The 26,237-nt window shown below is 60.2% G+C and carries 19 protein-coding genes and 1 pseudogene; 7 read left to right on the forward strand and 13 right to left on the reverse strand.

From position 1 onward, the window contains the following. Positions 1 to 26: 26 nt before the first annotated feature. The 6 genes from ACA075_RS02075 to ACA075_RS02100 are packed head-to-tail and all read right to left on the reverse strand — an operon-like array spanning position 27 to position 4,263. On the reverse strand, positions 27 to 1,709 hold the full coding sequence (locus ACA075_RS02075; protein ID WP_497297080.1) for an ApeI family dehydratase: 1,683 nt from the start codon (positions 1,707 to 1,709) through the stop codon (positions 27 to 29). Then, a complete protein-coding gene (locus tag ACA075_RS02080; RefSeq protein WP_497297081.1) occupies positions 1,706 to 2,251 on the reverse strand; it encodes a COG4648 family protein in 546 nt (181 codons plus the stop codon). The genes ACA075_RS02075 and ACA075_RS02080 overlap by 4 nt, the downstream gene beginning before the upstream one ends. After that, positions 2,248 to 2,502 carry an acyl carrier protein gene (locus tag ACA075_RS02085; RefSeq protein ID WP_007992314.1) on the reverse strand — a complete coding sequence of 85 codons (255 nt, stop codon included), beginning with the start codon at positions 2,500 to 2,502 and terminating at the stop codon, positions 2,248 to 2,250. Before ACA075_RS02085 ends, ACA075_RS02080 begins: the two co-directional genes overlap by 4 nt. Before the next feature lie 9 nt (positions 2,503 to 2,511). After that, positions 2,512 to 2,772: a phosphopantetheine-binding protein gene (locus tag ACA075_RS02090; protein WP_497297083.1), complete on the reverse strand. Its 261-nt coding sequence runs from the start codon at positions 2,770 to 2,772 to the stop codon at positions 2,512 to 2,514. Beyond that, positions 2,753 to 3,562, reverse strand: coding sequence for a lysophospholipid acyltransferase family protein (locus tag ACA075_RS02095; RefSeq protein WP_497297084.1), 810 nt, complete (start codon positions 3,560 to 3,562; stop codon positions 2,753 to 2,755). Before ACA075_RS02095 ends, ACA075_RS02090 begins: the two co-directional genes overlap by 20 nt. Next, positions 3,538 to 4,263: a beta-ketoacyl synthase chain length factor gene (locus ACA075_RS02100; RefSeq protein ID WP_497297085.1), complete on the reverse strand. Its 726-nt coding sequence runs from the start codon at positions 4,261 to 4,263 to the stop codon at positions 3,538 to 3,540. The genes ACA075_RS02095 and ACA075_RS02100 overlap by 25 nt, the downstream gene beginning before the upstream one ends. Before the next feature lie 355 nt (positions 4,264 to 4,618). Between ACA075_RS02100 and ACA075_RS02105 the strand changes: the two genes are divergently transcribed. After that, positions 4,619 to 5,389 (forward strand): ParA family protein, encoded by a 771-nt coding sequence (locus tag ACA075_RS02105; RefSeq protein WP_403103163.1) that lies wholly within the window; start codon positions 4,619 to 4,621, stop codon positions 5,387 to 5,389. Between the two features lie 131 nt (positions 5,390 to 5,520). Here the strand turns inward: ACA075_RS02105 and trxC are convergent, their stop codons facing one another. Continuing rightward, a complete protein-coding gene (gene trxC, locus ACA075_RS02110) occupies positions 5,521 to 5,955 on the reverse strand; it encodes a thioredoxin TrxC (RefSeq protein WP_497297086.1) in 435 nt (144 codons plus the stop codon). A gap of 203 nt (positions 5,956 to 6,158) precedes the next feature. On the opposite strand from trxC, the gene ACA075_RS02115 reads away from it, so the two are divergent. Next, positions 6,159 to 6,368, forward strand: coding sequence for a hypothetical protein (locus ACA075_RS02115; RefSeq protein WP_497297087.1), 210 nt, complete (start codon positions 6,159 to 6,161; stop codon positions 6,366 to 6,368). Positions 6,369 to 6,396: 28 nt separating this feature from the next. Here ACA075_RS02115 and selO read toward each other — a convergent pair whose 3' ends face one another. The 4 genes from selO to ACA075_RS02135 all read right to left on the reverse strand — a co-directional run bounded on the left by selO (position 6,397) and on the right by ACA075_RS02135 (position 15,211). Continuing rightward, positions 6,397 to 7,860, reverse strand: a complete 1,464-nt coding sequence (gene selO / locus ACA075_RS02120; RefSeq protein ID WP_497297089.1) for a protein adenylyltransferase SelO — start codon at positions 7,858 to 7,860, stop codon at positions 6,397 to 6,399. A 48-nt stretch (positions 7,861 to 7,908) separates the two neighbouring features. Then, positions 7,909 to 11,259, reverse strand: a complete 3,351-nt coding sequence (gene mscK, locus ACA075_RS02125; RefSeq protein ID WP_497297090.1) for a mechanosensitive channel MscK — start codon at positions 11,257 to 11,259, stop codon at positions 7,909 to 7,911. A 298-nt stretch (positions 11,260 to 11,557) separates the two neighbouring features. After that, a complete protein-coding gene (locus ACA075_RS02130) occupies positions 11,558 to 13,300 on the reverse strand; it encodes a potassium/proton antiporter (protein ID WP_219093470.1) in 1,743 nt (580 codons plus the stop codon). Between the two features lie 285 nt (positions 13,301 to 13,585). After that, positions 13,586 to 15,211: a methyl-accepting chemotaxis protein gene (locus ACA075_RS02135; RefSeq protein WP_219093473.1), complete on the reverse strand. Its 1,626-nt coding sequence runs from the start codon at positions 15,209 to 15,211 to the stop codon at positions 13,586 to 13,588. A gap of 275 nt (positions 15,212 to 15,486) precedes the next feature. On the opposite strand from ACA075_RS02135, the gene ACA075_RS02140 reads away from it, so the two are divergent. From ACA075_RS02140 to ACA075_RS02155, 4 genes and pseudogenes are all read left to right on the forward strand, one after another. After that, the gene (locus ACA075_RS02140) at positions 15,487 to 15,717 is read left to right on the forward strand and encodes a hypothetical protein (RefSeq protein WP_094469479.1); all 231 of its coding nucleotides are present in this window, start codon (positions 15,487 to 15,489) and stop codon (positions 15,715 to 15,717) included. After that, on the forward strand, positions 15,714 to 16,016 hold the full coding sequence (locus ACA075_RS02145) for a cell division protein ZapA (RefSeq protein ID WP_010464343.1): 303 nt from the start codon (positions 15,714 to 15,716) through the stop codon (positions 16,014 to 16,016). The genes ACA075_RS02140 and ACA075_RS02145 overlap by 4 nt, the downstream gene beginning before the upstream one ends. Positions 16,017 to 16,161: 145 nt before the next feature. Next, positions 16,162 to 17,205 (forward strand): annotated as a pseudogene (locus ACA075_RS02150) (HAMP domain-containing protein); the annotation flags it as partial. A gap of 132 nt (positions 17,206 to 17,337) precedes the next feature. After that, complete coding sequence (locus ACA075_RS02155) at positions 17,338 to 18,069, forward strand: methyl-accepting chemotaxis protein (protein ID WP_497299187.1); 732 nt, start codon at positions 17,338 to 17,340, stop codon at positions 18,067 to 18,069. Between the two features lie 125 nt (positions 18,070 to 18,194). On the opposite strand, the gene ACA075_RS02160 is transcribed toward ACA075_RS02155, so the two are convergent. Both ACA075_RS02160 and putA read right to left on the reverse strand, forming a co-directional pair. Next, positions 18,195 to 19,997 carry an acyl-CoA dehydrogenase gene (locus tag ACA075_RS02160; protein ID WP_497297091.1) on the reverse strand — a complete coding sequence of 601 codons (1,803 nt, stop codon included), beginning with the start codon at positions 19,995 to 19,997 and terminating at the stop codon, positions 18,195 to 18,197. 245 nt (positions 19,998 to 20,242) lie between these two features. Further along, the gene (putA, locus tag ACA075_RS02165) at positions 20,243 to 24,193 is read right to left on the reverse strand and encodes a trifunctional transcriptional regulator/proline dehydrogenase/L-glutamate gamma-semialdehyde dehydrogenase (protein ID WP_497297092.1); all 3,951 of its coding nucleotides are present in this window, start codon (positions 24,191 to 24,193) and stop codon (positions 20,243 to 20,245) included. A gap of 462 nt (positions 24,194 to 24,655) precedes the next feature. Between putA and putP the strand changes: the two genes are divergently transcribed. Further along, positions 24,656 to 26,140, forward strand: coding sequence for a sodium/proline symporter PutP (putP, locus tag ACA075_RS02170; RefSeq protein WP_497297094.1), 1,485 nt, complete (start codon positions 24,656 to 24,658; stop codon positions 26,138 to 26,140). Positions 26,141 to 26,237: the final 97 nt, after the last annotated feature.

Consider the following 26,237-nt stretch of genomic DNA (forward strand, 5'->3'; position numbering starts at 1 on the left):
GCCACAATGATGGCCATTGCCTCAGGTTATGCATCGGGCATTGCCTCCAGCAAAATCCGCCCACTGGAACAGGTCGCGGTTTCATTGCGGTAGGCGAAATACAGTTTGCTGCGTTCCGGGTCGAAGCGCAGGTGCAGCTGGACTTCATCGCCCGGGCGCACCAGCTGCTGGAATTTCAGCACTTCCATACCGGCAAATCTGGCCGGCAGGTCCATCAATTGCTGACCGAGTCTCAGCGCCCAATCCACCTGCACCACACCGGGCAATACCGGCGTTTGCGGGAAGTGTCCGCTGAAGTAGGCGAGGTCCGGCGGAACGGCCAGTTGCAGGCTCCATTCGCCATCGACTTCGATCTGCTCCAACACTTCCGGCGCTTTCGGGCGGGGTGCCAGCAGCAAGGCTTCGACGTCGGCTTGAGGCAGTTTGCCTTGAGCGTTCAGGGGCAATTGTCGCAGTAACCGCCAGCGTCGTGGCAGGGCCAGGGCTTCGCAGTGCTGGCTCAGGTGCTGACGCAATTCTTGTGTGACGGTGCGTCGGCCCTGATTGCGCAAGGCATGCAGGCCTGCGTCCGTCAGCACCAGCAGCGCGCCCAGAGAGGCGCGGTTTTCCTGGACCACACCGAGGCGCGCCTCGGCGACCCAGTCATGCTCCATCAGCGCCTTTTCCAGCATCGGCAGCGAGATGCGTTTTTCTTCCAGTTTGACGATCCGGTCCAGCCGTCCGAGCAGTTCGAATCGGCCGTCGGCAGCGATTCTGGCGGCATCAGCGGTGTGTTCGATGTGGCCGGCCGGCAAGTAGGGAGAGGCGATCAGCAGGGCACCTTCGCTGTCCTGGCTCAGCTTGATCTCAGCAAACGGCTGCCACAGATCGTGACCCTGACGCCAGGCGATGCCACCGGTTTCCGAGCTGCCAAGAATTTCCGTTGGCCATTGTCCAAGGCGCTCGTAAAGACTTTGCGCCGCCTCGGTCGGCAAGGCTCCACCGGAGGAAAAGACCCGGCGAACCGCACTCAATGCCGGCCAGTCGAGGTTGTCGCCCATGCGCTTGAGCAGAGCCGGGCTGGCAACCCAGGCGAACACCGGGTGTTCGCGGCTGGCGCGCTGCAAATCTTCGGGGAAGGCCAGTTGCTTGCGCACGAACGAGCGCCCGGCACACAGCGGCCACAGCACCCGAAACAGCAGTCCGTAGATGTGCTGGGTGGCGACGCTGCCGATGATGCACGCCTGGCCCAGATCGGCACCCCAAAGCTGCTCCAGCGCCTGCACTTCATTGGCGATCTGGCGCAGGGTCTTGTCGATGCGCTTGGGTTCGCCGCTGGAACCGGACGTGCACAGGCTCAGATGGCACGCGTCCAGATCCAGTGCGGCGGGGGACAGGGGTGGCTGCCGATAGTCGGTGAGGTGCGCATCATCGGCCAGGTCGGTCAGCCACAGATCGACTTCGCTCGACCAGCGTTGACGAGTCTGCGGTTGCAGGTCGGCAGGCAGCAGCACACTGACCCCGGCACGCCAGGCGCCGAGCAGGGCAATCGCCAGGTCAGCGGCATCTTCAAGGTGCACGGCGATGCGCTGCACGCCCTGGGATTGCAGGCCGGCCGCGAGGCTCAACGCCTGTTCGCACAGGTATGCGTGATTCAATGCCGGTTTGGCCGCAACGGCACGCTCCGGCTGTGCCTTGAGCAACAGCTGCTCAAGTGATATCCAATTCATGGGTGGCCTCGTACCCGTTGTCGTATGAGCCATTCAATGGCAAACAGCAGGCCCATCAATCCATAGGAAATCAGGCCGGTGTACAACATCCACCAACTCAGCGGCGCCCACAGGGTCAGGGCGGCGGCGAGCAAACCGTTACAGAGGAAAAACACACACCAGACGACGGTCACCTGGCGGGTGTAAACAATCGCCTTGGCCGGCAAGTACGGCTCACGCAGGCGCGCCAGGCGCTCCACCATCGGCGGCCCGACTTTCAGGCTCAGGCCAAACAGCCCCAGCATGAAAGCGCTGATCAGCACCGGGTACCAACGCAGCAACGGCGGGCTGTCGAACAGCGCCAGCAACAGGCAAAAGCCGATCGCGGTGATCGCCATCCACAAACTACCGGGGCGACGGGCACCCAGCAGCGCCCGCGCCAGCCACAGGCTGCCCAGCAGCAGACCGAACTGCCACGGGGCAAAGTGTTCCATGCCGAAATACACCGCAAAGGGGTACAACAAGCCCGCCAGCAGCAGGCCAAGGCCGATCAGTCGACTCATGCGGCCGGTTGAACCAGACGGTAGACCGCCTCGACCACGTCGCTGACGGTACGCACCGATTTGAATTCTTCGGCGGCGATTTTCTTGCCGGTCTGGCGCTTGATGTGATCGATCAGGTCGACGGCGTCGATGCTGTCGATTTCCAGATCCTGATACAGGTTGGATTCGAGGCTCACGCGCTCAGGGTCTAGCTCGAAGAGTTCGACCAAGGCATCGCGCAGGGTGTTGAAAATGTCGTCACGAGTTTGCATGGTCCGGTCTCAAGCTGCCTGTTTTGCGGTGACGAACGCCGCAAGGCTCGCCACGTTGTTGAAGTGATTACGGGTGTCCTTGGCGTCGGCGTCGATTTTGATGCCGTACTTTTTCTGGATGGCCAGGCCGAGTTCCAGGGCATCTACCGAATCCAGGCCCAGGCCTTCGCCGAACAGCGTCTGGTCATCGCTGATGTCTTGTGCGCTGATGTCCTCAAGACCCAGGGCGTCGATGATCAGTTCTTTGATTTCACGGTGCAGATCGCTCATCTTCGGCGAGCTCCTTAATAAAGTAAGAATGCAAATAATCGTTGAGCTTGCGCGAAGCCTGAGGCGCAGGGCCATGCGCAGCAAAGGCCTGTGGGTCTATATCGGCCCCGACCCGAAAACTGAAGTGCACGCGACGTTTCGGGATGCGATACCAGGGTTCGGCCTTGGTCAATGTGGTCGGACTGACTTTGATGATCACCGGGGTCAGGATTCTCGCACCGCGCAGGGCGATTGCCGCGCCACCCCGATGAAAGGCCGGCGGTTCGCCCGGCTGGGTGCGTGTGCCTTCGGGAAAGATGATCAGGGTCTGACCGCTTTTCAGTGCGTCTGCCGCAGCGTCGAGCATGTCCATGCTGCCGTCGTTGCTGATGTATTCGGTGCGGCGTAGCGGGCCGCGGGTGAACGGGTTTTCCCAGAGGCTGTTCTTGACCACGCAGTTGGCGTGACGCACCAGGCCGATCAGGAACACCACATCGATCAGCGACGGGTGATTGGCCACGATCATCTGGCCCGGGCGACCGAGCTTTTCCGCGCCCTGGATGTCGTAGGTCAGTACGCCGGTACGGGCCATGAACCGGACAAAAAACCAAAAGCAGCGACTGACGGTTTGCCGTGCCCGTAATCGATGGGTCTGGGCATCGCCGGGCAGGCAGCTCAGCAACGGAAAAACCACCAGCCGCAGGCACAGACCGCCCAACCCGAACAGGGTGAAGCTTGCGGCGGTGGCCAGCAGACGCCAGTAATAGGCGTCGCGGTTTTTTTCGGTTACAGGTTGCGTTGCCAGGTCCATACACGATTTTTCCAGGCATGTTGGCAGGTGGTCTGCTGGCCGAGCAGGGTACGCAAGAGATTCAGGGCATGGGGCCAGTGGGCGTTGGACAACGCATCCGAGGTGCTGTTCAGGGACAGCTGCCAGTCGGTACCTGGGGTCAGTAACAGACCGACGGCATAAGGGAACGGCACGTCGTCGATCCAGGCCGAGTAGGCCTCGGGCGGTTGTTCTTCGGTGACGATCAGCAACACGGCCGGTGCACCTTCTTCAAGCAGCGCCGCGGCCTCTAGCATGCCGTGTTCAAGGCCGTCACCGGCCGCGGCAAGGGCGGTCATTTCGCTGGTCTCACCGCGCATGATCGACCATAGGCCAATAACCGCGTTGTGCACTGACAAGCTGAATTGAGTTGGCGATAACGGTTGGCCGGCGGCCAGATCGCTGAGAATTTCGAAGGTACGAGGTGTTTCGCCATGACGGGAAATAAAGACCAACGGTAGGTCCCGGCGACCATCGGCCAGGGGCCAGCCGACGCTGAACGCCATTCGCGCCAGACGGCTGAGTCGCCGGCGCTGCATGGCCGGCAGAAAAGACACGTCGGGGGCGGCATCGCTGCTCTGAAGCACGACCGGTTGTCGGCTCCAGGCCTGCCAATCGTCCACGCTTTCGAGCCCAGGGGCCCACGCGCGCCATTGGGCGATGTTGAAATTGATCACAGGCATACATCCCGCCCCTGCGGGCTTCCTTGACGCGGCGAATCGCAAAAAAAGCGAACTGCCTAGGTGGCGCTTGGCGCCGAGTGGCGCGCATTATCCCGTTGCGACGGGTGTGTAGCAAATGATGGTTACATTTTGCTCAATGAAACGTACTGGTTGGTCCGTGAAAAAGCTGTCGTTTGGCCATTATCCACATCGGGGTGAGCATGTCTGTCAGCTGTGTCGGTAATCAGTGGCGGGTTTGGCGGCTTTTTTATTAAGAGATTGCCGCTGACTGTGTAGTCCCCATGCCGGCGAGGTAGCTAAGCAGCGTCGTGGACTACTACACTCGGTCATTCTTTGATACACGGAGGTTTTTGACATGCGGCGCGTGGTGTTCAATCAGAAAGGTGGCGTGGGCAAATCCAGCATTGCCTGCAATCTGGCGGCGGTCAGCGCCAGCGAGGGTTATCGCACCCTGTTGGTGGATCTCGATGCCCAGGCCAACTCCACTCAATACCTGACGGGCCTCACCGGGGATGACATCCCGATGGGCATTGCCGACTTCTTCAAGCAAACCCTGTCCTCTGGACCGTTCTCGAAGAAAAACCAGGTCGACATCTACGAAACGCCGTTCGAAAACCTCCACGTCATTACCGCGACCGCCGAGTTGGCTGACCTGCAGCCCAAACTTGAGGCCAAACACAAGATCAACAAGCTGCGCAAATTGCTTGAGGAGCTGGGAGAAGATTACGACCGCATCTATCTTGATACCCCGCCTGCGCTGAACTTCTATGCGGTATCGGCATTGATTGCTGCTGACCGGGTGTTGATCCCCTTTGATTGCGACAGCTTCTCGCGCCAGGCGCTGTATGGCCTGTTGGCGGAAATCGAAGAATTGAAGGACGACCACAACGAAGGCCTGGAAGTCGAAGGCATCGTGGTCAATCAGTTCCAGGCCCGTGCCAGCCTGCCGCAGCAGATTCTCGACGAGCTGATCGCCGAAGGGTTGCCGGTGTTGCCGGTGTACCTGACCAGCTCGGTGCGCATGCGCGAATCCCACCAAGCCAATACGCCGCTGATCCACCTCGACCCGCGGCACAAGTTGACGCAGCAATTCGTCGAGTTGCACAACCTGCTCGAAAACGCCTGATTGCGTCAATGACGCCAAATCACTGTGGGAGCGAGCCTGCTCGCGATAGCGCAGTGTCAGTCGATATAAACGTCGATGGATACACCGCTATCGCGAGCAGGCTCACTCCCACAATTGGATATGCAGTGCTTTCAGATACCCTGGCTACGCAACCAGCTCATCAACTGCGGTAACGGAAACGCCCCGCTCTGGCGCGCCACTTCCCGGCCGTTCTTGAACAGAATCAGACTCGGAATCGAGCGAATCCCCAACTGCGCCGACAATTGCTGATTCGCCTCGCTGTCCAGCTTGGCCAGCCGACACTTGCCCGCCAATTGCCCCGCCGCCTGTTCGAACACTGGCGCAAACGACTTGCACGGCCCACACCAATCCGCCCACACGTCCACCAGCAGTGGCAGATCACCCTTGATCTGACTGGCGTAATCGCCTTGCTTCAATTCGAACGGCTTGCTCAGCAGGACCCCGGCCTTGCAGCGGCCGCACTTTGGATGGTCGTTGAGGCGTTCGGCGGGGATGCGGTTGAGGCCGTTGCAGTGGGGGCAGGGGATGAGGAGTGGGTCGGTCATGGTCGGGCTCTTCGAGAATTAGCAGTCAATGCAATGGATCTGGAGGCAAAGTTCCTGTTTATCAAGGTAGGGATGTGTAGGCAGGAGCCTGCTGCAATTGGAGAAGCGACTTACAGGTCAAGACGGTTCCGTCTGCTAGGTAGCGAGTTGTTCAACTCTTATTCTTCACTTCTTCAATCCGAATGCGATCAACGACATGAAAAATGAGCGATATCGTCAAACAGGCCATTGAACACTGGCCATCCGTATCATGGTTGTTAAAACGACCTGAATCGGAAACTGAGTATGATCGGTTGGTCGAATCACGAGATGAGTTGCTAAAAATGATGGGCGGTGATGAATTGCACCCGCTAGAGGGTTTGGTGTCGATCATAGGCGACCATATCGAAGCCTATGACCGTGGGCACCGGTAAATGCCCATCTGAAGTGTGCAGTTCACTCTCACGACGAACAACTGATCTCCAAATGCTTCCCCCATTCCGGCGGCCGCTCGGCGTAGCTTTCCATCCCCGCTTGCTCGTCAAACGGATTACTCAGCACCGCATGCAGTCGCCGAACCTCTGAATAGTCGCCGCTTTCCGCCGCATCGATGGCTTTTTGCGCCAGGTAGTTGCGCAGGATGTACAGCGGATTGACCGCGTGCATCCGCTTGCGGCGCTGCGCCTGATCAACCTCGCCTTCGCGGGCAACCCGGGCGACATACAACTCGGCCCAGGCATCGAAGCCCTTGATGTCGACGAAGTCATCGCGCAAGCGGGCGACGGCCAGTTCCGGTGATTCATCCCCCAGGCGGCGGAAGAACAAGGTGTAATCGACGCCGCTGTTTTGCATCAGTTGCAGCAGGTGCTCCAGCAGTTTCTGGTCATCGTCTTCAGCGGTGGTGAGACCGAGGCGGCGGCGCATCAGGTCCAGGTAATGGGCCTGGTACAGCGGCAGGTACAGGCCAAGGGTTTCGCGCAGGGCGTCGACGCTGATGAACGGCGTCAGTGCCTGGGCGAGGGCACTGAGGTTCCACTGGCCGATCGGCACCTGGTTGCTGAAAGAATAGCGGCCCTGATCATCCGAGTGGTTGCAGATGAAATGGGCGTCGAAGTCGTCGAGAAAGGCGAACGGCCCGAAGTCGAAGGTGATGCCGAGGATCGACATGTTGTCGGTGTTCATCACGCCGTGGCAGAAGCCGTAGGCCTGCCATTTGGCGATCAGTTCGGCATTGCGTTCGACGATTTCACGAAACATCGCCAGATAAGGTTCCGGCTGCTCCAGGCATTCCGGGAAATGCAGGGCCAATACGTGCTCGCCGAGTTCTTTCTGCTTCTCGGGGCGTTTGGTGTAGTAGAAATATTCGAAATGACCGAAGCGCACATGGCTCGGCGCCAGGCGCAGGACCATGGCTGCGCGTTCCTGCTTCTCGCGCCACACCGGGGTGTCGGAGCCAATCACGCACAGGGCACGGGTGGTCGGGATGTTCAGGGCATTCAGCGCTTCGGAGGCTAGAAACTCGCGAATCGAAGACCGAAGCACTGCCCGCCCATCGCCCATGCGCGAAAAAGGCGTCTGGCCGGCGCCCTTGAGGTGCAGGTCCCAGTGCTCGCCGGCCTCGTTGTAGACCTCGCCTAACAACAGGCCGCGACCATCACCCAGCTGCGGGTTGTAGGAACCGAACTGATGGCCGGAATAGACCATCGCCCGGGGCACTGCGTCGGCCCAGAGCTTATGGCCGCTGAACAGCTCGGCGAACTCCGGGGTATCAGCAACGGCAGGGTCGAGATCCAGCAGCGCCATGGCCGCAGGGCTGGCCACCACCAGGCGCGGGTTGTCGATGGGCTCGGGCAGCACATGGGCGGAAAACGTATCGCCCAGGCGGGCGAAGCGATTATCGAAGGTCAGTTCGTCGAGGGCTTTCAACGGCCATCTCCAGCAGAATGTCCGAGCATTCTGCTAGGGATAGGGCGGTTAGTCGAGCTTGGCGGGCGGCGGCTCTTGAGGAGACTTGCCATCCACCAGCGGCACGATGGTTTTGGTTTCCGGCTCGATCGGCACCATTTTGTATTCCTGGCCGTGAAGGTTCTTGAGGTAGACCTCCATCTGCCGGAACGAGATGTTGATGTGCTGCTTCTTGAACTCGCAATTGATGAAGCGGTTGACCTCGTCCAGCACCGGGTTGCGGTCACCGAGGTCACGCACGTGCATGCGCAACTCGTGGTCGAGGGTGCTTTCGCCGAAGTTCAGGAAATACACGTGGGGTTCCGGGTCTTTCAGGACACGCGGGTTATCGCGCGCGGCTTTGAGCAGCAGCTCTTTGACCAGGTCCAGGTCCGAACCGTAGTCGACGCCGAGCTTGAGGGTCACCCGGGTGATGGTGTCGGTCAGGGACCAGTTGATCAGTTGCCCGGTGATGAACGTCTTGTTCGGGACAATGATGTCCTTGCGGTCGAAGTCGGTGATGGTGGTGGCGCGGATACGGATCTTGCTGACCGTACCTGACAGGTTGCCGATGGTGATGGTGTCGCCGATCCGCACCGGGCGCTCGAACAGAATCATGATGCCGGAGATGAAGTTCGCGAAGATTTCCTGCATCCCGAAGCCGAGACCCACCGACAGCGCCGCTACCAGCCATTGCAACTTGTCCCAGCTCACGCCGAGTGTCGACAGGGTCGAGACGAAGCCGATGCCGGCGATCGCATAGGAGAGCAGCGTGGTCGTGGCGTAGGCGCTGCCCTGTGCCAGGTTCAACTTCGACAGCACAAGCACTTCCAGCAGCCCCGGCAAGTTGCGCGCGAGGGCGAAGGTGATGCCGATGATGATCAGCGCGCCAAGCATGTCGCCGATGCTGATCGGCACCATGCTCATGTTGGCGCCGGTGCCGCTGGTGTATTCATAGAGGGTGACGTTGTCCAGGTACGAAAACACCGAGATCAGATCGGACCAGACCCAATACAGTGCCGCGATGAAACCACCCAGCAGCGCCAGACGAATCAGGCGCAAGGACTGTTCGTTGACTTTCTCGATGTCCAGCGTCGGTTCTTCGATCACCGCTTCGCCGTCGCCGGCCTCTTTCGCAGCCTGGCGTTTGGCCAGGGCGCGTTGGTAGGCCAGGCGCCGTGCCGCAACGCTGAGACCGCGAACGAAGGTGGCTTCGATCACCAGCCAGAACATCAGCAGGTAAAGGGTGTTGATCAACCGGTCGCTGAGCTTCAGCGCGGTGTAGTAGTAGCCGAAACACACGGCCACGAACAACGCCACGGGCAGGACGGTGAACATGACCCCGACCGCTTTGCGGAACAGCGAAGCGTTCTGATGCGTCGGGCTGGCGATTAGCAGGCGGCTGAGCAGCCAGGCCATCAAGGCGTAGCAGATCAGCACGACAGGCATGCCGAGCACGTCATCAGCCAGCGTCGCGGGTTGCAGTTCGGCCACCGCCACCACGGCAACCAATGCCATCACCACCAGCCCGAGTCGGCGGACCCAACCCTGAAGGAATTCGACCTGGGGTTTTTCCCAGCGGAAATGCAGTTCAGCCACGCCGCCCGGCGCGAGGATCCGGTAAGCGGTGTAGAACACCAGCCAGGCCTGGGCCATTTGCAGCAGCGCCGCGCCCATGTTGGCGTTCTGCCCGCGGGCGTCGATCTGCAAGGCCAGACCGCACAAGGCCAGACCCAGCGAGACCGGCATTGCCAGCAGGATGTTGATCAGGATGGCCTGGGGCGTGTGCCACTGACTGTCGCGCTTGAAGTGGCCGATGTCCTGGTGAACTTTGCTCAGTCGGGCATACAGGCTTTTACGCCGCCACAGCAGGGCACCGATCAGCAACACCAGGGGCAGGAACAGCAACGGCCGCTGGATCAGGCCATCACTCAACTCGCTCAGGCTGGAAGCCCACGGCAGCGTGGTGACCTGCCGTTGCAGGCGTTCCGGTACGGCACGCATCCATTCCAGGTCCAGCGGCTTGTTGCTGGGGATCCAGAACATCTGCTCATCGAGGGTCGCCCGCAGGCTTTGCGCGGTGCTGAGCAGCTGTTTCTGATTGAGTTGCAAGGTGATGGATTCGTTGAGCACCGCACTCAGTTCGCGGTTCAGGCGTTCCAGCAGGTCTGCGCGGGTGGTGGCCAGTTCCAGCAGACTTTTTCGCAGCTGCGGGGTGACTTGCTCCGGCGGTTGGGTGGACAGCAGGTTGTCGACATAGGTCGCGGGGTTGCTGAGCAATTCCCGCTGCTGGCTGACTTCAAACTGGTACAGGCGAATATCGGCGATCTGGTCGGCCAGGTCGCGGTCGAGCTTGAGACGCGGCAGGGACTGTTTCTGCTTGTAGAGAATCTTCGACAGCAGCAGGCTGCCCTTGAGTACGTTGATTTGTTCGTCCAGCGCCGAATCGCTTTGGGTCACATTGTCCAGCTGCTGTTTGGTCTGCAGGTTCTGCTGGGTGACCTCATTGAGTCGGTCGGTGCTTTTGAGCAGGTAGTCCGAAAGCTTCAGGTTGGCCGCACTTTCGGTGGCCAGCAGCGCGCTGCTGCCGGACTTCTGCGCTTCGATGGACTGCTGCGTCACCGTCTCCTGGGACTGGGCCAGACGCTTCTGGTTGATCAGGGTTTGCAGCTCCTGGATTTCCTGATCCAGGCGATCGGATTTTTCGCTCAGCAAGTCGTGCTGGCTGTTACCCAGATCCTGCAACTGGTTGTTGCCGGCCAGTTCCTGGCGACGCAGCGGAATCAGCGCATTCAGTGCCGCGAGTTCGGCATTCAGCAGGTCACGCTGTTCACCGCTCAAGGTCTTGCCGGCGTCCTTGCCGGCCTTGAGGATGTTGTTGATCTGTTGAATGCGCGTCTGGCTGGCGGAAATTTCCGCCTGCGCGCGCTCGGGGCGGGTCTGTGCGGTAATCACCAGGCTGTTGGCATCGGCCAGCGCCTTCTGCAGGTCGCTTTGCTGGGTCGAGCGCTCGGTGAGCATTTGCTCAAGCTGCTGGATCGACTGGTTGGCGTAGCGTTGCGGCACCGGCGGCATTCTGGTGGCTTTGAGCTTGGCCAGCTCACGCTGGTTCTCGATGTTCTGCTTGGGCGCGGTGGCGAGCTGCTGCTTGAGTGCGACCAGCTTTTGTTCGTAGTCACGCTGGTTGCCGAGCTGGGTCAGCGTGCTTTGCAGGACGGATTGCAGGGCTTTCTGATCCGCTTCCGGCAGTTTGCGATCGGCGATCTTGTCCAGATTCGCCTGCACGGCTTCGCTGGTCGGCGGTTCGGCCGCTTGCAACGTACCGACAGAAAGACTCAAGCCCAGCAGGGCCATGATGAAAAAAGTGCGCAGGGTTGACATAGAGACCGATCGAAAACGAGACGAAGTGGGGGGCGTGTTGACGTTTAATCACGGATCGCGTTGGAGCTGTGAGCGATCCGCGCAAGGCGCGGGACGAAGGTAAGGGTTGTTTCCTTACCAAGTCCCGCAACGCAGTGCGGCTCGCTCACAGCTCCAACCCGCAGGGCCCAGCCCCGCAAAGCGCAATCCGTCGTTATTCGTCGTTCATTTGGAGCAACCAAACTTCTCTCCTCATGCCTAGTCTTGCGCTTTGCGGGGATGGGCGCGACCGTGATTAAACGTCAACACGCCCCCTAGTTTAGAGGAAGAGACCCGGACCCGGGCGACTTCCTTCGGGGAATCTGACGCCCACTTTGCCGATCTTGTTCCCCTCCATGACCGCAACAGTCCAGATGGTGTTGTTCCACTCCACCTGGTCGCCGACGACGGGAGCTCCGCCGACTTTTTGGGCAATGAAATGCCCCAGGGACATGTCCGGATCGATGCCTTCGACTTTCAATCCGTACAGCGCCGCAACCGCGGCCAGCTGGGCGTCTCCTTCGAGCACGAAGTCGCCGAAGAAGCGCAGATCGAGGCCGCGTTGCGGTGCCTGACTGAAGAGTTTTCCGAGGGCCGGAAGGTTGTGTTCATGGCCGATAACACACAGCAAATCATCGACTTCGAGCACCGTACTACCCGACGGATGGAGCAGTTGCTGACCACGAAACAACGCCGCAATACGTGTGCCTTCGGGCATTTTCAGTTCGCGAAGGGGCGAACCGATGCACCATTTCTCGGCACCGAGGCGATAAACGAACAGCTCCCACTCGCTGGTGACATGCACCTCCAGCGCTGCGCGCGAGATCGGCGCCGGCTCCGGCGGAACGGTCACTTTCAAAAGCTTCGCCACCCACGGCAGGCTCGTGCCCTGCACCAGCAGCGACACCAGCACGATAAAGAAGGCGAGGTTGAAGTAGAGCTGGGCATTCGGCAGGCCGGCCATCAGCGGGAACACCGCCAGAATGATCGGGACCGCACCGCGTAGTCCGACCCAGGAGATAAACGCCTTTTCGCGGCCGTGGAACGCCTTGAATGGCAGCAGGCCGACCAGCACTGACAGCGGTCGTGCAAACAGAATCATCCACAGCGCCAGGCCCAGAGCCGGCAGGGCGATCGGCAACAGGTCATGCGGCGTCACCAGCAGCCCCAGCACCAGGAACATGCCGATCTGCGCCAGCCAGGCCATGCCGTCGAGCATGTGCAGAATGCCGTGGCGGCTGCGCACCGGACGATTGCCGATCACCAGGCCGCAGAGATAAACCGCCAGGAAGCCGCTGCCGTGCAGGGCGTTGGTCAGGGCGAACACGACCAGGCCGCCCGCAATCACCAAAATTGGGTAGAGGCCGTTGGCGAGGTTGATCCGGTTGACCAATTGCAGCATGACCCAGCCACCGCCGAGGCCGACCACGGCACCGATGCCGAACTCACGCACGAAGTGCCCGAGCAGGCTCCAGTGCAGGCCGGTCTGGCCGCTGGCGAGCATGTCGATCAGGGTGACGGTGAGAAACACCGCCATCGGGTCGTTGCTGCCGGATTCGATTTCGAGGCTGGCGGTGACCCGTTCGTTCAGGCCTTTACCGCCCAGCAGCGAGAACACCGCCGCGGCGTCGGTCGAGCCGACAATGGCGCCGATCAGCAAACCCTGAATGATGTTCAGGTTGAACAGCCAGGCGGCGACCATGCCGGTCAGCGCGGTGGTGATCAACACCCCGACCGTCGCCAGCGACAACGCCGGCCACAACGCCACGCGAAAGCTGGATACGCGGGTGCGCAAGCCGCCATCGAGCAGGATCACTGCGAGGGCGAGGTTGCCGACCAGATACGCCGTGGGGTAGTTGTCAAAGATAATGCCGCCGCCGTCGACGCCAGCGGCCATGCCCACGGCGAGGATGATCACCAGAATCGGGATGCCGAGGCGCGAGGAAAGTGAACTCACCAGAATGCTCGCACCTACCAGCAACGCGCCGATCAAGAACAGGCTGTTGATGGTCGTCGCATTCAAAGGCAGTACTCCAGAAAGCTGAAAGGCGGGCACAAACTGACCATGCAGTCTGCGTGCCAGCGATTCTAACCTGTTGAAATGTGATGCTGTCAAAAAGCTTTTGCAGCCGCGACAACGTCACCGGGTTGAGTTCGATCCCTGTGGCGAGGGAGCTTGCTCCCGCTGGGTCGCGCAGCGACCCCGAAGAGGCGGCGCGGTGAGTCAGATTCAACGCGCAGGCCAATTGGCGACTGCTTCGCAGACGAGCGGGAGCAAGCTCCCTCGCCACAGTGAAGGTGTCGCTGCTTACAGGCTAAACCGCCCAACCATGTTGTTCAGGTCCAGCGCCAATCGCGACAACTCATTGCTCGCCGCACTCGTCTGATTCGCCCCGGTCGCCGATTGCACCGACAAATCACGAATGTTCACCAGGTTGCGATCCACTTCCCGCGCCACCTGCGCCTGTTCTTCAGCCGCGCTGGCGATCACCAGATTCCGCTCGTTGATCTCGAGAATGGCGCTGTTGATCGTGTCCAGCGAAAGACCTGCACCACGGGCAATGTTCAAGGTCGATTCAGCACGTTCGGTGCTGTTGCGCATCGAGTCCACCGCGTGTTCGGTGCCGCTCTGGATGCTGCCGATCATGCGTTCGATCTCGCTGGTCGACTGCTGAGTGCGATGCGCCAATGCACGCACCTCATCCGCCACCACCGCGAAGCCACGTCCGGCTTCACCGGCACGCGCGGCTTCAATCGCTGCGTTCAACGCCAGCAGGTTGGTCTGGTCAGCCAGGCCACGGATCACGTCCAGCACCTTGCCGATGTCACGGGATTCGTTGGCCAGATCACCAATCAGGGTCGCGGTGCTCTGCACATCGGCGCTCATGCGTTCGATGGCGCTGACGGTTTCCTGCACCAGGTCACGACCGTCGCCGGCCGAGGTGGTGGCGTTCTTCGAGGCTTCGGACGTGCTCACGGCGTTGCGCGCGACTTCTTCCACGGCGCTGGTCATTTCATTGACGGCGGTGGCGGCTTGTTCGATTTCGTTGTTCTGCTGGGTCAGGCCGCGGGCGCTTTCGTCGGTGACGCTGTTCAGTTCTTCAGCGGCGGACGCCAGTTGCGTGGCCGAGCCGGAAATCCGTTGCAGGGTGTCACGCAGTTTGTCCTGCATCTTCGACATGGCCAGCAGCAAGCGGCCGGCTTCGTCTTCGCCATCGACATGAATCGGACGAGTCAGGTTGCCCTCGGCGATTTCTTCGGCCGCGCTCAAGGCGTTGGCGATCGGCTTGGTGATGCTGTTGGTCAGCAGCCAGGCGAACAGCAGGGTCAGGGCAGTGGCAATCACCAGCAGGGTGACGACCAGGTTGAACGCCGAGGAATACTGATCCGTTGCTTGTTGATTAAGGTCGACCGCTTGTTGGTTGTTGATCAGCATCAGGCGGTTGAGCACGGCGTTGACGGCTTCAGAGTTGTTCAACAGATCGGTGTTGAGCAAGGTGCGCAGTTCTTCCACCTGGTTGTTGCGCGACAGACTCTTCATCCGGTCTTCAAGCTGACGGTACTGGCCAAGCAACTGCACGTATTGGTCGTAAGCCGCACGCTCGTCAGGGCTGCTGATGAATTTTTCATACTCAGTCTGTGCGGCACGGATCTGCTGGTTGCGCTGTTCGAACAGCTCGATGGTTTTTTGCTGCACGTCGGGTTCGCGGTTGGTCAACAAGCGATAGGACAGAACCCGAAGGCGCAGGGTCAGTTGGGTGAACTCATCCAGCGCCTTGATGCTCGGCACGCTGCTCTCGACGATGTTCTCGCCGGCGCCGCGAATCTTGCTCATCTGGTTCAAGGCAAACACACCCAGAACCAGCATCAAACCGCCAATCAGGGCGAAACCGAGGAACGCCCGCGGTGCGATATTCATATTACGAAGGGACATGCTGTTTACCAAAGTGAGCGCACCCGTGCGGCGCTGAAGCTGACGTATGAGTGACTTATCGGTCATACGACTAAAGTCTTGAGTGCCTGCGCGTTTTTGTCGCAGACGGGCTCCGGCGACGAAGTGCAGGAACCAGATCCGCCAATCACAGTCTTTAAAGCTCGCGAGGAAGGTCGCCCGCCAGGAAAATCAAGGCCTTGCGCCTGAATAACCCTGGCATCCGTGGTGACTTTTCTTTATCTTACGCGCCCTTTGAAAATGCTTGGAAAATCAAAATGTTGGAAGCATCCCTTAGCCAATTGGAACAGCTGGTCAGCGATCTGGTGCAACAGAACCAGACCCTGCTCGCCACCAACCAGACCCTGAGCGCAGAACTGGCCCAGGCCAAGGATGAAAACGAAAGCCTGCAACTGAACCTGATGGAGCAGGAAGAGAAACAAGGCGCCACCGCGGCCCGCATCCAGGCCCTGGTTGAGCGCGTCAGCGCCGGCCCGGTCAGCGCATGAATCACGGCGCCGCAGGGGTAAAAGTCGTCTCGATCCTGGGGGAGGACTATTCGATCAAGGCGCCGGCCGGGGAAGAGCAAACCCTGCTGGACGCCGCGATGATGTTGAAAGCTGCCTTGGCCGACACCAAAAGGAAGTACCCGACGCTGATCGGTGACCGACTGCTGGTGCTGGCTGCGATGAATCTGTGTTCCCAGCAGATTGAAATGCAAAAGCAGCACAAGCAGGAACTCGACCGTTACCAAGAGCAAGTCAGCGCCACGGTTGAAGTGATCTCCAAGACGATCAATCAGGCCTGATCGGCTTTGCGCACAACCAAAGAATAGATTGTCGTTTGAGTTGTATACAATCGGCACGGCTGTTGCAGTGTTTCAGCCTCTTATTCTTTGGGGGTGCTCCATGCAGTTCTGGCGACGCAGTATTCAATGGCAGTTAATCCTGAGTATGGGCACTGCCCTGCTGGTCAGTATTCTGATCGTGGTTGGCATTTATACCCTCGTGGTCAACCGCCTCGCCCAGAGCTATCTGGTTGAACAGGCACTGCCGTCGAGCATCGAAGCGATGCGCAACGACATCGAACGAATCCTCGTCCAACCCCTCACCGCCGCCAAGGACATCGCCAGCAACAGCATGGTGCGCGACTGGCTGGCCGGGGGTGAAAACAGTGCCCAGACCGCCGCATTCGTCGAGTATCTTGAAGGCATCCGCGCCGAACACAAAGCCTTCACCGCGCTGATCGTCGGCACGGCTTCAAACCATTACTTCACTGAAAAAGGCCTGGACCGGACCCTCAGCCGTTCCAACTCCAAAGACGCCTGGTTCTACGCATTTCTCGACAGCAACCAGCCGCGCACCCTCAATATCGACAATGACACCGCGACCGGAGAATTGGCGCTGTTCATCGACCTCAAGGTCGAGCAGGCCGGTAAAGTCGTGGGCGTTGCCGGGCTTGGGTTGAGCATGAAAGAGCTGTCAGAGCTGATCCACAACTTCAACTTCGGTGAGCGCGGCAAGGTCTATCTCGTGCGTTCCGACGGTTTGATCCAGGTCCACCCTGAGGCGCAATTCAGCGGCAAGCGCACCCTGGCCGAGCAAATCGGCGCACCCGCAGCGCAAGCGGTCATGGGGCAACTTTCCAGCTCAAAAGCATCTGCCACCAACAGCAGCTTCGTCCGCGATGGCGAAGACTATCTGGCGTTGAGCCTGCCGTTACGGGACCTGGGCTGGACCCTGGTGGCCGAAGTGCCACAGTCGCAGATCTACGCCGAAGCCCGTCGCGCCATGTGGATGAGCAGCGGCATAGGCCTGGCGGTGGCGCTGGTGTGTCTGTTGCTGGTGGTCTTGCTGGCCCGTGGCCTGGTGCGGCCGATCCGTCAGGTAACAGCCGCGCTGGTAGCCATCGGTAGCGGTGGGGGAGATTTGACCCATCGGTTAGATTCCAGTCGCGCCGATGAGTTGGGTGACCTGGCGCGCGGCTTCAATCGATTCCTCGACAGCCAGCGCGAGATGATCGGCGAAGTGCTGACCACCAGCGAGCGTTTGCGCACGGCCGTCGGCCAGGTGGCGCGAGTGGTGGAGAACACCGCGGAACGTTCCGGCCGTCAGCAGGAAATGACCGACATGGTGGCCACCGCCGTTCATGAGATGGGCCTCACCGTGCAGGAAATCGCCCAGAATGCGGGTAACGCGGCGGTCGCTTCGCAGAACGCCCGGGATGAAGCGATGCAGGCGCGGGAAGTGGTCGGTGGGTCGATCAGGCATATAGAAAGCATGTCCGACGAAATCGGCATCGCCGCCAGTGCCGTCGGCGAATTGGCCGATCAGGTCGCGTCCATCGATCAAGTGCTGGCAGTGATTCGCGGGATCTCCGAGCAGACCAATTTACTGGCACTGAATGCGGCTATCGAAGCTGCGCGGGCCGGGGATATGGGGCGTGGGTTTGCAGTGGTGGCGGATGAAGTGCGCACGTTGGCGCGGCGCACTCAATCGTCGACCGATGAGATCCAGCAGATGATCGGCAGCCTCAAGCAGGGTGCGGAGAATGCCGTTTCATCCATGCATTCCGGGCAGGCAGCGACGGGCACCGGCGTCGAGTCGAGCCAGCGCACTGGCGCATCGTTGACGGCGATTACCGGACAGGTCGAGCGCATCAGCGACATGAACCATCAGGTGGCGACGGCCACAGAGGAGCAGTCGGCGGTGACGGAAGAGATCAACCGGAACGTGCAGGGGATTTCCGATTTGGCCCGGGCGACGGCGGGGGAAGTGAGAGCTTGCCGTGAGGATTGCCAGACGTTGCAGAGGTTGGCGGATGATCTGGCGCGGCAGATGGGTGGGTTCAGGCTGAGCTGATAAATGTATCGCCTGTACTGACGCCATCGCGAGCAGGCTCGCTCCCACATTGGATCTGTGAACACTTGACCCTGTGGGAGCGAGCCTGCTCGCGATTGGATTTCAGCAGCAGCAAAAAATCCTGATCAAAACCACTCATCCTGCATCCCAAGACAAACATCATCCCGAGCCTCAAGAATCGCCAACTCATGGTGGCAACCCGGCACTTCCCATGTCAGGAAATATCGCGCTGCCTGCAGCTTGCCCTTATAGAAGCTCACATCCGCCGCATGCCCTTTGGCCAACCCTTCCTCGGCCCGAATGGCCTGTTCCAGCCAGCGCCAGCCAATCACCGTGTGCCCGAACACTTTCAGGTACAGCGCCGAATTCGCCAGGCTGCTGTTGACCTTGCCTTGCCCGAGATCCGTCAGTAAGCCGATGGTCACCGCTTGCAGGCGCGCCACCAGTTTCTCCAGCGGTTCACGCAGGGCGGTCAACGACTCATGCGCCTGCGACCGTTCGGCGGTGTTGGCAATCAAGCGGATCAACTGCTTGAGCCCCGCGCCACCATTCTGCGCCAGTTTGCGTCCCAGCAAATCCAGCGACTGAATCCCGTGGGTGCCTTCGTGGATCGGGTTCAAACGGTTGTCGCGGTAATACTGCTCCACCGGGTATTCGCGGGTGTAACCATGGCCGCCGAGAATCTGGATCGCCAGTTCGTTGGCCTTCAGGCAAAACTCCGAGGGCCAGGATTTGACGATGGGAGTCAGCAAATCCAACAGCTCGTGGGCCTGCTTGCGCTGGTCTTCAGTCTCCAGTGTGGTGGTGTCATCGAACAGTCGCGCTGCGTACAGCCCAAGGTCGAACGAGCCTTCGACGTAGGCTTTCTGCGTCAACAACATGCGCTTGACGTCAGCGTGCTGAATGATCGGCACCGGCGCGGTGTTGGGGTCCTTGCTGTCCGGCACGCGACCTTGCGGACGTTCGCGGGCGTATTCCAGGGAATACAGATACCCGGCGTAACCGAGCATCACCGCGCCCATGCCGACGCCGATCCGCGCCTCGTTCATCATCTGGAACATGTAGCTCAGACCGTGGTGCGGTTTGCCCACCAGGTACCCGACGCACTCGCCGTTGTCGCCGAAGTTCAGCGCGGTGGACGTGGTGCCGCGCCAGCCCATCTTGTGGAACAGCCCCGCCAGCAAGACGTCATTGCGCTTGCCGAGGCTGCCGTCATCGTTGACCAGGAACTTGGGCACGATGAACAGCGAAATCCCTTTCACCCCGGCCGGTGCATCCGGCAGTTTCGCCAGGACCATGTGCACGATGTTTTCCGACAGCGGGTGATCGCCACCGGAGATGAAAATCTTGTTGCCCTTGAGTCGATAGGTGCCGTCAGACGCAGGCTCGGCGCGTGTACGAATATCCGACAGCGAAGAACCGGCGTGCGGTTCAGTTAGGGCCATGGTGCCGAAGAAGCGACCGTCGATCATCGGTTGCAGGAAGCGTTGCTTCTGTTCGTCGGTGCCGAAGCTTTCAATCAGGTTCGCCGCGCCCATGGTCAGGAACGGGTACGAGGTCGACGCCGCGTTGGCTGACTGGAAATGCGCGAAGCAGGCCTGGGACAACAATGTAGGAAGTTGCATGCCGCCGGCGTCGAAACTGCGCGCTGCGTTGAGGAAACCGGCTTCGAGGAATGCATCCACCGCCGGTTTCACTTCCGGAATCAGAATCGCCTGACCGTTCTCGTAGCGCGGCTCGTTTTCGTCGTTCTTGCGGTTGTGCGGGGCGAAGAACTTTTCGGCGATGCTGCGGGCAGTGCCGATGGCGGCATCGAAGGTTTCGCGGTTGTGCTCGGCGAAACGCTCACGCTGGGTCAGGCCTTCGGCATCGAGGACTTCGTACAGCTCGAAAGCCAGATTGCGGGAACTGAGCAACGTCTCGGACATGGCGGCCTACCTTTTTTTGGAATGGACCGAGTCTAGGCGTGGGAATAAAGACTGAACAGGATGATTGATGAGCGTGATGGTGTGTTGCAGACACCGCTAATCAAATGTGGGAGCGGGCTTGCTCGCGAAGGCGGTGTAACAGTCAATATTGATGTCGACTGACACTCCGCCTTCGCGAGCAAGCCCGCTCCCACAAGGGGTTTTGCATACCGGGCAGCCATTGCGGTTGCCCGGTCTTGTTGCGTTTAACCGATCGTCATCAAGCTCGCATTACCACCCGCTGCAGCGGTGTTAACGCTCAACGCCCGCTCAATCACCAGACGCTCCAGCGCAATGCTGGTCTCGCCCTGGGACAGGCCATGAACCCCGACAATCGCGCCGGCACGCTTGGCCACTTGCTGGCACACCGCACGCAGCTGGTCGGAATGGCCATGATGCAGAACCGCATCAAACACCACTTCGTCCTTGCTCCAGTCGGAAACAAGCTTGATTCGCGCCTGAACTTCCTTCGGCAGACGTGCGAACACAGCCTTGGTCAATTCAGCCTCCGGCCACACCGCCGAACCGCCGACAGCCAATACCGCCGCCAATTGAGTCAGCAGGTCGCCTTCGACTTCCGCCAGGCACAGCACGTGTTCACGCGGCAGGATGGCGTAGCTGTTGCGCTCGCCGGTCGGCCCCGCCAAGACACGGGTGATACCGCTTTGCGATTGCGCCGCGAACTGCACACACAGCGTGCTCAGGTCAGCGAACTTGTTGCTGTCGGCCCAGGCCTTCAGGGCTGTCAGCGGTTTGCTCATTGCATCACGCAGACGAACGTCTGGTGCGGCAATCGCGTCGCCGCGAGCGAAGGATTGTTCGATCGCATCGGTAGGACGCGTGGACAGCAGACGGTACAGGTACAGCGGACCACCGGCCTTCGGACCAGTACCCGACAAGCCTTCGCCGCCGAACGGTTGCACGCCAACCACGGCACCCACGATGTTGCGGTTCACGTAGACGTTACCGGCGTTGACGTTGTCGATCACCTTGGCGATGGTCTCGTCGATCCGGGTGTGCACGCCCAGCGTCAGGCCGTAGCCGGAAGCGTTGATCTGACCGATCAGTTGGTCGATGTCTTTGCGCTTGTAGCGAACCACGTGCAGCACCGGACCAAAGATCTCACGTTGCAGCTCGTCGAAGCTTTCCAGTTCGATCAGGGTCGGCATCACGAAGGTGCCGCGTTTGACTTCTTCGCTGTTGGCGATCGCCACCTGATACACGTTGCGACCTTTGTCGCGCATGGCCTGGATGTGCTTTTCGATGCCCGCTTTAGCTTCGGCGTCGATCACCGGGCCAATGTCCACGGACAGGCGCTCAGGGTTGCCGAGGCGGCATTCAGCCATGGCGCCCTTGAGCATTTCGATGACACGGTCAGCGGAATCTTCCTGCAAGCACAGCACGCGCAATGCCGAGCAACGTTGACCGGCGCTGTCAAAGGCCGACGATACGACGTCGATCACAACCTGTTCGGTCAGTGCCGAGGAGTCGACGATCATCGCGTTCTGGCCACCGGTTTCGGCGATCAGCGGAATCGGACGACCTTGAGCATCCAGGCGACCCGCGACGTTACGTTGCAGCAAACGAGCAACTTCGGTGGAGCCGGTGAACATCACGCCTTTGACCCGATCGTCGCCGACCAGACGAGCGCCGACGGTTTCGCCACGGCCCGGCAGCAGTTGCAGCACGCCTTCCGGAATCCCGGCTTCGAGCAACAAACGCACGGCTTGTGCAGCCACCAGCGGAGTTTGCTCCGCTGGTTTGGCCAGTACCGGGTTACCGGCGGCCAGTGCTGCAGCGACTTGACCACTGAAGATTGCCAGCGGGAAGTTCCATGGGCTGATGCACACCACTGGGCCCAGTGGGCGGTGGGCGTCGTTGGTGAAATCGTTGCGTGCCTGCACTGCGTAGTAACGCAGGAAGTCCACGGCTTCACGCACTTCGGCGATGGCGTTGGCGAAGGTCTTGCCGGCTTCGCGAGCCAGCAGGCCCATCAGCGGCTGGATCTCGCCTTCCATCAAGTCAGCGGCACGCTCCAGAATCGCAGCGCGTTCGGCGGGTGGGGTGGCCTGCCAGATCGGTGCAGCGTTCAGGGCGCACTGGATCGCGTTGTCGACGTCTTCGACGGTCGCTTCTTGTACGTGACCAACCACGTCACGCAGATCGGACGGGTTGAGGACTGGCGCAGGCGTTTCGGAGCTGGACGCGCAACCGAGCATCGGCGCGGCTTTCCAGTGGTTGTGAGCGGTGGCCAGCAGGGCGCAAGACAGGGAAGCCAGACGATGTTCGTTGGCCATGTCGATGCCGCTGGAGTTGGCGCGCTCGGCACCATAAAGATCACGCGGCAGCGGGATACGCGGGTGCGGCAGGCCGAAGCCGCCTTCCAGCATCGCCATCTGCTCGATGCTGGCCACTGGATCGGCGACCAACGCCTGAATCGAGATCGACTGATCGGCGATCTGGTTGACGAACGAGGTGTTCGCGCCGTTTTCCAGCAGACGACGGACCAGGTACGCCAACAATGTTTCGTGAGTGCCGACCGGTGCGTACACGCGGCACGGTCGGTTCAACTTGCCATCGGAAACTTTGCCTACAACCTGTTCGTACAACGGTTCGCCCATGCCGTGTAGGCACTGGAACTCGTACTGGCCGGGGTAATAGTTCTGGCCGGCAATGTGGTAAATGGCCGACAGGGTATGGGCGTTGTGCGTGGCGAACTGCGGGTAGATGACTTCCGGCACCGAGAGCAGTTTGCGGGCGCAGGCGATGTAGGAAACGTCGGTGTACACCTTGCGGGTGTAGACCGGATAGCCTTCCAGCCCTTCGACCTGGGCGCGCTTGATTTCGCTGTCCCAATACGCGCCTTTTACCAGGCGGATCATCAGGCGATGACGGCTGCGACGAGCCAGGTCGATCACGTAGTCGATCACATACGGGCAACGCTTCTGGTAAGCCTGGATCACGAAACCGATGCCGTTCCAGCCGGTCAGTTGCGGCTCGAAGCACAGGCGTTCCAGCAGATCCAGCGACAGTTCGAGGCGGTCGGCTTCTTCGGCGTCGATGTTCAAACCGATGTCGTACTGCTTGGCCAGCAGGGTCAGCGACAGCAGCCGCGGGTACAGCTCGTCCATCACACGCTCGTACTGCGCGCGGCTATAACGCGGGTGCAGTGCCGAGAGCTTGATCGAAATGCCCGGGCCTTCATAAATCCCACGACCGTGGGACGCTTTGCCGATCGAGTGGATGGCTTGTTCATACGAGGCCAGGTATTTCTGGGCATCGTGCTCGGTGAGTGCGGCTTCACCCAGCATGTCGTAGGAATAGCGGAAACCTTTGGCTTCGAACTTGCTGGCGTTGGCCAGGGCTTCGGCGATGGTTTCGCCAGTCACGAACTGCTCGCCCATCAGGCGCATGGCCATGTCGACGCCCTTGCGGATCATCGGCTCGCCGCTCTTGCCGATGATGCGGCTCAGGGAGGACGTCAGGCCCGCTTCGTTATGGGTGGCGACCAGTTTGCCGGTCAGCAACAAGCCCCAAGTCGCGGCGTTGACGAACAGCGACGGGCTGTTACCCAAGTGCGGGTGCCAGTTGCCGGTGCTGATCTTGTCGCGGATCAGCGCGTCACGGGTGCCTTTGTCCGGGATGCGCAGCAGCGCTTCGGCGAGGCACATCAGCGCGACGCCTTCCTGGGACGACAGGGAAAACTCCTGCAACAGACCCTGAACAATTCCGGCACGGCCGCCGGCGCTCTTCTGATTGCGCAGTTTCTCGGCAATCGAGGAGGCGAGCTTGTTGGTGGCTTCGGCCATCGCCGCCGGCAGACGCGCCTGCTCGATCAGCATCGGCACCACTTCAGGTTCCGGGCGACGGTAAGCGGCAGTGATCGAGGCGCGCAGTACCGATTGCGGCAGGATGCTTTCGGCGAACTCGAGGAAGCACTGGTGGGCGTGATCCAGAGGCGCATCGACGGTTTCGTCGGAATCCTTGGTCAAGCCGCTCAGCTCGGTCAGGGTTGCACCACCCTCGAGTTTTTCCAGGTAATTGAAAATTGCCTGCTTGATCAGCCAGTGCGGCGTGCGATCAATCGAGGTCGCGGCCGCCTTGAGGCGTTCGCGGGTCGGGTCGTCAAGTTTGACCCCAAGGGTGGTGGTAGCCATATTTTTATCCTCATGTTTGCCACGACCGCGTGGCATCAGCTGGCGGCAAGATTAGCTGGGCAACCTTTGAGGTGCAACCGGGTGCAACCCTTTTTTTGTCGGAATAATAAGCAGCTCGTCAGGAAATAAATTCCGGAACGAACGTACCGCGCCGGCTTGGTGCTTTTCATTCTAGTAAACCGACAGGACTGCCCTAAAAGGGAGCAAAAAAAGGGGTTTTTCAGGTAAATCCGACTAGGTGCAACTTATTCTCAAAAAATGGGTTGCACCTTATTTGCTTTGTTGAATAGCATTCGCGGCCAAGGTGCAACCGGTCATAAAAGACAGGTGTACCGGCTGATGGCTTTCCTGGGGAAACATCAGTCATAAATGCGTGGGACCTGAAATCGTCTGTCAAACGTCGTCGTTTGCGCGCGGTTCACCAGCCGCCGCTACATAAAAACAAAGCCAGGGCGAAACTTAATGAGCGTTAGCAATCCAACTCTGATCACGTTCGTGATCTACATCGCAGCAATGGTGCTGATCGGCTTTATGGCCTATCGCTCCACCAACAACCTTTCTGACTACATTCTGGGCGGTCGCAGTCTGGGCAGCGTCGTGACTGCATTGTCCGCCGGCGCCTCCGACATGAGCGGCTGGTTGTTGATGGGCCTGCCGGGCGCTATCTACATGTCCGGTCTTTCCGAAAGCTGGATCGCCATCGGTCTGATCATCGGTGCTTACCTGAACTGGCTGTTCGTCGCCGGCCGTCTGCGCGTGCAGACCGAGCACAACGGCGATGCATTGACCCTGCCGGATTACTTCTCCAGCCGCTTTGAAGACAAAAGCGGCCTGCTGCGGATCATCTCTGCCATCGTGATCCTGGTGTTCTTCACCATCTACTGCGCTTCCGGCATCGTGGCCGGCGCCCGTCTGTTCGAAAGCACCTTCGGCATGTCCTACGAGACTGCACTGTGGGCCGGTGCTGCGGCGACGATTGCCTACACCTTCGTCGGCGGTTTCCTGGCCGTGAGCTGGACGGACACCGTACAAGCCACGCTGATGATCTTCGCCCTGTTGCTGACGCCGATCATCGTGCTGCTGGCCACCGGCGGCGTCGATACCACGTTCCTGGCCATTGAAGCGCAGGACGCCAGCAACTTCGACATGCTGAAAAACACCACCTTCATCGGCATCATCTCGCTGATGGGCTGGGGCCTGGGCTACTTCGGCCAGCCGCACATCCTCGCGCGCTTCATGGCGGCGGATTCGGTCAAGTCGATTGCTAAAGCACGTCGCATCTCCATGGCCTGGATGATCCTGTGCCTGGGCGGCACCGTCGCTGTAGGTTTCTTTGGTATCGCGTACTTCTCGGCGCACCCTGAACTGGCCGGTCCTGTGACCGAAAACCACGAGCGTGTGTTCATCGAGCTGGCGAAAATCCTGTTCAACCCATGGGTTGCCGGTGTACTGCTGTCGGCCATTCTGGCTGCCGTCATGAGCACCCTGAGCTGCCAGTTGCTGGTGTGCTCGAGCGCCCTGACCGAAGACTTCTACAAAACCTTCCTGCGTAAAACCGCTTCCCAGGTTGAACTGGTCTGGGTCGGCCGCGCCATGGTGCTGCTGGTTGCCCTGATCGCAATCGCGTTGGCCGCTAACCCGGAAAACCGCGTACTGGGTCTGGTCAGCTACGCCTGGGCAGGTTTCGGTGCTGCGTTCGGTCCGGTTGTCCTGATCTCCGTGATCTGGAAAGACATGACCCGCAACGGCGCACTGGCCGGCATCCTGGTCGGCGCGATCACCGTGATCGTGTGGAAACACTTCGAGCTGCTGGGCCTGTACGAAATCATCCCTGGTTTCATCTTCGCCAGCCTGGCGATCTACATCGTCAGCAAACTGGGCGCGCCGACTCACGGCATGCTTCAGCGTTTCGCCGCTGCCGAAGCTGATTTCCGCCTGAACAAGTGATCGGAATGAGCTGATGCTCTGACCGTTCGCCGAACATCAAAACGGCCCGCTTCCTTATGGAGGCGGGCCGTTTTTTTTGGTTTGCAGGAAATGTCTG

Source organism: Pseudomonas sp. LBUM1663 (assembly GCF_059695905.1).